The sequence below is a fragment of the uncultured Parasphingopyxis sp. genome, assembly GCF_937129435.1.
In the GTDB taxonomy this organism is placed as follows: domain Bacteria; phylum Pseudomonadota; class Alphaproteobacteria; order Sphingomonadales; family Sphingomonadaceae; genus Parasphingopyxis.
In genome coordinates, this window is record NZ_CAKZNF010000092.1 from 1 (window position 1) to 8,097 (window position 8,097).

General features: G+C 62.8%; 1 protein-coding gene and 1 pseudogene. One reads left to right on the forward strand and one right to left on the reverse strand.

Going from position 1 to position 8,097, the window contains the following annotated elements; all coding sequences use genetic code 11:
• Nucleotides 1–2,593: autotransporter-associated beta strand repeat-containing protein (locus tag Q0139_RS14915; RefSeq protein ID WP_298023861.1), on the reverse strand; the 2,593-nt coding region annotated here is incomplete at its 3' end.
• A 369-nt stretch (nt 2,594–2,962) separates the two neighbouring features.
• On the opposite strand from Q0139_RS14915, the pseudogene Q0139_RS14920 reads away from it, so the two are divergent.
• Nucleotides 2,963–8,097: pseudogene (locus Q0139_RS14920) on the forward strand (hypothetical protein); the annotation flags it as partial.

The following is an 8,097-nucleotide window of genomic DNA, read 5'->3' on the forward strand; positions in this document are numbered from 1 at the left end:
ACGTCGAGGCGGCGTCGAGCACCAGGTCGCCGTTCACCGTCAGCGTGCCGATCGATGCGCCAGGGGCCAAGGTGCCGCCAGCGCTTATCACAGCGCCAACGGTACCTGACCCGCCGAGCCGTGCGCCCGCGTTGACCGTGGCATCGGACACGATAACACCGTGGACGATCATCGAACCGCCATTGACGCGCGTCGGTCCTGTATAAGTGCCTTCTCCGGACAGGGTGAAAGTCCCTGTACCCATTTTGGTCAGACCACCACCAACGCCGCCGCCGAGACCGCCATCGGCAATCACGCCGCTAACTTCGGTAGAGAGGTTATTGCTGCCCGTCGTGAGCTGGTTTGCGCCCAGGAAATAGTTGCCGGCTCCCGCTATCGAGCCGACTGAAAGCGCATTGTCGTCGTTCGGGCCGGTGGTCCTGGAAAAATCGGTTCCCGGCTCGCCACCAAGCACCGTCCGATCGGTCGGATTCGTGACTATTTGGGCCTCTCCACCCGTGCTATTATCTTGGAAATCGACCAAAAAGTCGTTGACAATCGTTGCGCTGCCGGCGGTGCTGCCACCCTGAAAGGTGACGATGGAATCGTTGTTTATCGTGGCGCTGCCCGCCGTACTCGAGCTGCGGAATAACGACTGCCGATCGAGATTCAGTGTGGCGCTGCCGGCTGAACTAGAGTTGTTGAAAGTGACACTGCCGTTGATAGTGCCATTTCCGGCGGTACTGTTGTCGTTGAAGATCAAGCTTGCGCCGGTTGTCACCCGGTTTATCGTCGCATTTCCCGCCGTGCTGTCGTCAAAGAAGCGCACATTTTCTTCGTTGTCGATAACCGCATCACCAGCCGAACTGGTATCATTGAATTCGACGTCGGCACCGTTGATGATCATCGCGTTGCCGGCGGTACTGGAATTGTTGAAGGTCAGACCGGAGAAGAGGGAGCCTCCGACATCGATGGTCACGCTGCCGCCGTTGACGACGATCCCCGCGCCCTCGAAGAAAATACCCTGGGTCCCGACGCTGAAAAAATAGTCATCCGCGTCTGAATTGAAGGTCCAGCCGCCGACGAAGGTTTCGCGGGAGATCTCGCCATTCCAGGCAATGTTGGTGACGTTCGACCGGCCAAAAAAAGCCGTGTCTGCTGGCTGTACTCCCGAATCCCAGTTTTCGCCGACATTGTAGGTGCCGAAGGTCCCAGCCGTCCCGGTGGTCGTTGCAGGGGGTGATTGCAGCCAAGAGGCGTCTCCTCCGGGCGGCAGGTTGTCCGGGGTCAGTGTCAGTTCGACATCGTTGCCGTCGCCCGCCGCATAGTTGACGCTGGGGGTGAGGAAAGCGAAGCGGTTTTCCAGCGTGTCAAACGTGCCGGAAATGGCGTCGGCCCCGTCATTGTCGATAATCAGATAGCGGAACGGGTTGCCGACGAATTCGCCGAACTCGATCACCGACAGCGTGCCAGCCAGCGACACCGTGCCGTTGACGACGAGCAGGTCGTGCACGATGTCTTCGTCGATCTCGACCTCGAACACGGAATCCGCATCGAGCGCCAGATCGCCCGTGGTCAGCGTGCCGATCGTGCTGGCGCCATTCGGGCTGCCCGGCGCGATGGTGCCACCGATCGAGGTGACGGCGCCGGCCACGCCCAGGCCCCCTAGCGTGCCGCCGCTATTGACGGTTACCGCCGACACGATCGAGCCGTCTACGCCGAGCGTGCCGCCATTGATTAACGTTGCGCCGGTGTAGGTGTTGGCGCCCGACAGCGTGAACGTGCTAGTGCCGTCCTTGATCAAGGACACGCCGGTCGCCGAGCCGGTGCCCGAGATCACCCCGCTCACCGTGCTCGTCACATTGGTTACCGTCAGCTCGTTGTGGCCGAGAAAGTAGTCGCCTGCGCCGGAGAGCGCCGCCGCCGTGAGCCTGCCGTCCCCGGCCGGGCCGGTGCTCGCCGAGAAGTCGACCGCGCCCCCGGCGTTGTTGGTGATTACGGCGCTACCGGCGGTGCTGTTGCCGCTGAACGACAGGCGGTCGTTGTTGGTGATCCAGGCGCTGCCGGCCGTGCTGGCGTTGGAGAAGAGCAGGTTGCCGTTGTTGACGATGGTAGCGCGGCCGCCGTTGATGACGATGCCGGCGCCGTCAAAAATCAAGCTCCCGCCGGCACCAATTGTGAAATCGAAGCTGTTCGCGCCGGAATTGAAGGTCCAGCCGCCGACCGTCGTATCGGCCGAAAAGGTCAGGCTGGTGATGCTCGATGTGCCGAAAAAGGCGGTGTCGCCGCTGCCGGGCGTGCTCGCGGGGTCCCAATTGGCGGCCGTATTGAAATCGCCCGATTCGGGCGCGGCGAGCCATGTGGCGTCCTCACCTGCTGTCGGAAAGATCTCTGCCGGCCCGATCGCAGCGGCACCCGCCACTGGCAAGAACTCAGTTCTGGAGGGGTTGGGCGGATCGCCATCGCAGGTGACGGTATCGCCGAAATCGGGAGCGGCATCGTAACAGTCCGCATAGGCCGGTGTCGACGTGAACAACATGCCGCCGCTCACCAGCGCCATGGCAGTGCCCTCAAACCAACGGCTTCTGCCCGGCTTGCGATTTGAAATTGCCATTGTCGCTCTCCCCGCGGCCGTAGTCGAATGTCCGCCTATCCAATTAAGCGCAGAAACCGGCGCAAACGGGTCACGAGCAGCGAAAAAATGTTTCGAACAGGCTGATCGTCGATCCTCGGAGCCGCAGCTTTGGCCGGCCCCGTCAAAAAATTTGACCCGTTTTTTCGGCTTTTCTCGCTTCTCTAAATGACCGCCCGTGCCGCAGACGGTCGGCGATGAGCGGGAATAGCGTCGCAAAACGTTTGCCCCAGCGGTCCAGCGAAGCGGGAGTTAGAAATGCGAGTGCCACTTACCAGACATCCGATCCACCAATACCCAGCCGGGCGGCGGCCGTCGGATCCCAACCCGAAGTGGATTCGATCGGCGGGCGTGAGCGCTTTGGCGTTGTTGGCGGGCGGGATCGGGTTGCTTTCTCCGGCGCATGCGCAAAGTGAGGAGTCGCAGGGCACGATCTACTGGACCGGCGACGGCTCCACCGACTGGTTCGACTCGGCGAACTGGATTGCCGACGAGGGGCCTACCCGTATTCCCAACGAAGCGGACAATGCCGTTGTCGACGTCGACGGCGAGGACGCGCCAGTCATAGAGAATGAAGGGCGCGCGCCGACCAATGCGATCATCGTGGGCGAATTTGGGAACGGCCTGTTGACCATTCGTTCGGGCGGCGTGCTGCGTACGCGTTTCGGGCGGATCGGCGAGAATGAAGGCAGCCGGGGCGAAATCATCGTAACCGGTGAGGGCAGCCGGTTCGCCTATATCGAAAACGATCTCGTCGTCGGGAATGCTGGCGAGGGCGTGCTCCTCGTCGCCGACGGCGCGCTGGCCGAAGGTGAAGCGACGACGATCGGAAGCGATGCGACGGGTGTCGGCCTGCTGACCGTGACAGGCGCGGGATCGCGGCTGACCACGCCGCAGCTCCAGACCGGCTTTGCCGGCAGCGGCACTCTGCTGGTTCAGGACGGCGGGCTTGCCGAGGCGGAGGGGAACCTGGTCGGTATCGAGGCGGGCGGTGTCGGCACGGTGCTGGTGGAAGGTGTGGGGAGCCGTTGGCGTTCGACGATGCAGACGAATATCGGCATTCGCGGCGAGGGCAATGTGACCGTCCGCGATGGTGCGACCGTTGAAGGCCAACAGACCGCGCTCGGTATCGAAGCGGGCGGTTTGGGAACGCTGTTGGTCGACCGCGCGGGCTCGCTGTTCGAGGCGGGCTCGATCCGAATCGGCGATGCCGGGACGGGCCGTCTCACGCTTTCCAATGGCGGCGCAATGACAGCCGCCGACATGACCATCGGGCGGGCCGCAGGGTCGAACGGCGCGATCACGATCGACAGCGGGGGGCAATTGTCGACACGCTTTGCGATCATGGGCGCCGACGCGGGCAGCACGGGTTCGGCCGTCCTGACCGGTGCGGGATCCGAATGGACCAATGAATTTCGGCTGAGCATTGGCGATGCCGGAAACGGATCGATGGAGATCCGGGGTGGCGCGATCTTCCGCCAGGGCCAAACGGCTTCGGTCGATCGCGATGACAACTCCGCCATCGGCCGGCTGGAAGGCTCGATCGGTTCGGTCCTGATCTCCGGCGCGGGCAGCGCCTGGATCAGCGAGCGGCAGGAACTGTTCAACGTCGGCAAGGCCGGGACCGGCACGCTGACTATCGAGGATGGCGCGATGATGCAGGTCCGCGCTATGGCGATCGGCAGCACCAGCACGGGCGTCGGCACCGTGATCGTCGATGGAACCGGCTCGCTGCTCCAGCTCGGTCGCAGCTCCTTCTATGTCGGTGTGAACAACCTGCGCGAACGCACGGGCAGCGGTGTTATCGAGCCCGACGGCGGCGACGGGACGCTGATCGTCCGCAATGGCGGCGAGGTCAGCGGCTCGTTCGTGTTCCTGATCGGCAGCAATGTCGACGGAGCGGCAGGAGGTCTGGTGTCGGTCACCGGTTTTGGCTCTCGGCTCGAGACCGAGGGCGTTGCCTTTTTCAGCCTCGGCCGCATGGAAGTCCTCGACGGCGGACTCTACGAGAGCACCGGGTTCTACTTCCAGAATCCAGGCTCACGCGCACTTGTCGATGGTACGGGGGCCGTCATACGCGTCTTGTCCGGGGCAGAGGTCGACGGTCAGCTGACGGTCTCGAACGGGGGCAGGTTCGAGACACGGCGCTTGGAAATCGGCGAGTTCTGCCCACCTTCTTCGATCCTGTGCGACGAAACCGACGTGCTCATCGACCCGTTCGTGAGGATCAACGGTGCTTCATCGGAACTGTTCATCTCCGGCTCCATCTTCGAAACCGAAACGATCGATTATCGCGGTCCGCTCTATCTTTCCGATAGCGGTCGGCTGATCATCGGCGGTCGAAACCCGGCGCCCGCCGGCTCGCTGCTCGCCGACCGTGTCGTCTTCGAAGGCAGTGGCAGCCAGATCCTCTTCAACCACAGCGACAGCGATTTCCTGTTTCCGATGCCGATCAGCGGCAATGGCGAACTGGTGCTCGATAGCGGCACGACCCGGCTTACCGCGAACAGCAGCTTCACGGGCCCGACGAGCGTCGACGATGCCCGGCTGATCGTCGATGGCGTGCTCGCGAACAGCGATGTGTCGGTCGAGGGATACAGCCTGCTGGGCGGGTCCGGCGGCATCGGCGGCAGCGTCACGCTGACGCGCGGCGCGGTGTTTGCGCCTGGCGGACTGGCGGGCAGCGATCGTGACGAGAGCGCGATCGCGACCTTCGAAACCGGCGATCTATCGCTCGGGGCCGGTTCCGTGCTGGAGATCGATGTCGACGATGCGGGCAATAGCGACCGGATCGTCGTCACCGGCTCGGTCACGCTCAGCGGCGGCGGTCTCAATGTCTACGAAGCGGTTGGGGACGATTTCCTCGGTAGCAACCCCTTTACCTATACGATCATCCAGAATGACGGGTCGGACGCGGTCGATGGCACCTTCGGCTATGTCCTGAACCAGCTCGCCTTCCTGACGCCGAGCGTCGATTATGCGGGCGGCACCGGCAACGACGTCATCCTGCAACTGACGCCCAACAACGCAACCTTCATCGATGGTTGCCGGATCGATGGCCGTACAATGATTTGCGAAGGGTCTCTGCCGAACGGTGTCGCGGTCGATGGCAGCGACAATGTCGACCGGCTGGTCGTTCGCGCACTGACCGAACAGATCGCGCCGGCCGATGGCGTGCCCGGGATCGCTTTCGTCCGCGCCGCGGGGCCGGTTTCGATCCAGACCGAAGCCGACGATTTCGGCGTGTCGGTCACTGGCGAGATCTCGGCGATTTATGCGGAGACCGAAGCCGATACAGTCTTTGTCGACAACGCCTTTGCGCTCACCGCCGATGCGCCGAACGGATATAATGTGTCCGGCATTCGCGTCACCAATCTGGAAAGTTCGGCTCCTCCGCGAGATCGCGTCCCGGGATCGACGGAAATCATCAACCGTGCGCCGATCGACGTCTTCGCGGGGCAGGGCGACGGCTTCGATTTCAACGTGGTCGCCAGCGGCATCCAGTCGCGCATGTTCGGCGAAGGTACGACGCGGATTACGAATAGCGGCGACATCACGATCGCCGAAATCGACGAGACCTCGACCAGCGCCAACGCCGCGGCGATCTTCGCCCAGAGCTTCGGTTCGAACAACGCGACGCATATCGTCAACGAAGGCGCGCTGACGCTGAACGGCCGCCATCTCGTGGGTATCGATGTGCTCGGCATGGATGTGCAGTCGCGCGGCGGCTCAAACACGATCACCCTGGTCAATCGCGGCGCGATTACGGGCTTTGGCGGGCTCGGGATCGACGTGTCGGGAACGCAGATCGAGAACTTCGTCAACAGCGACGTTCGGATCGAGAATTACGCGCCGATCACGCTGTCGATGGGCGATGCACTGAGTCGCGGAGGGATCAGTCTCAACGACAATGCCGGCGGCGAATATGTGCTGATCAACGAAGGCGATCTCCGCATCACGGACGGTACGGGGATGGTCAGCGACACCGAGTTTACAGGTGCCGGGGGCTACGGGATCAATGTCAGCGTCGGCGACACTTTCAGCCGTGTTGTCGGGAATGGCGAATTAGCCAGCGTGCTGACGCTTGAGAACAGCGGATCGGTCTATGCCGAAGGCGATGGCGGTATCCGCGCCCAGGCCAGAGTGTTCGACATCACCAATAGCGGTGATATCGAGACGGTCGGCCTGTTCGCGGACGGGCTGTACGCCTTCCAGGGCGCGTTCGAGCTTTTCGGTCCGGGCGAATTCGGCGGCGATATCGATCTCGACGCCCGTCTCGATAATAGTGGGAACATCACGGTTTCGGGCGATCTCGCCACGGCACTCGGCGTCGAGTTCACCGGCAATGGCGACCTCGACAATTCCGGCGCGTTGCTGGCGGGCGGCGATGGCGGGGCTGGGCTCTTCCTGGCCGGTTTCACCAATGCGCTCGCCTTCAATACCGGCACGATCACGGCCACTGGCGATGACGCCTTTGCGGTTCTGATAGCGGATTTCACCGTCGATCCCGAGACATATGATGTCGTCGCCGACAATTACGACGCCGAGCGCGACCTCAATACCGACATCACATTCTTTACCGATGCAGACATCACCGCGACCGGCGCTAATTCGGACGGCATACGGGCGGACCTGGGTGCCGGCTATATCTTCGGCAATCCCGACCAGAGTTTCTTCGACGACTACGCCGCCAGCGCGACAATCTTCGTCGGCGAAGGCGTGACCGTGTCGGGCGGTACCGGAACGGGCGCGGGCGTTGTGTTCGAAGGGCCGGGCAGCGGTATCCTCTTTAACGAAGGCACCGTGACCGCGCTGTCCGGAGCGGCCGTGATCGGCGGCGAAGGCGACGACACGATCGAAAATGTCGGCACGATCGATGGCCGTGTTGCGCTCGGCGCGGGCAACGACACGATCAATTACGACGCGACCGGCATATTCACCGGGCCCGTCGACGGCCAGGCGGGCGAGGATCGCATCGTCATCGATATGTTCGAAGGCGAGAGCACGACATTCGACTTCGCAACCACCGATTTCCGTTCGTTCGAGCGGCTGTTCAAGCGCGGTGAAGGAAGCGCGACGCTGACCGGCACCGACAACGGCTTCGATGCGATTTTCAACGTCGAGGCCGGCATACTCCTTTCAAATGCGCAGGTACCGAACATCGATTTCGTCGTCGAACCGGATGCGCGCCTGCTCGGTACCGGTCGCCTCGGTGCGGTATCGCTCGAGGGCGGCACCTTGGCCCCTGGCGCATCGATCGGCACTTTGACCCTGAACGGCGACCTGGTGCTCGACGCGGCCTCGACCTTTGAGGTGGAGGTCGATGATATGGGCAATGGCGACCTTGTGATCGTCAACGGCTCGGTGACGCTGGGCGGAGCGATGCTGAACGTGCTCGAGGTCGGCGATTTCGCCGGCGACGATCCGTTCAACTATCTGATCATCGACAATGACGGCAGTGACGCGGTGACGGGGACGTTCGGGAC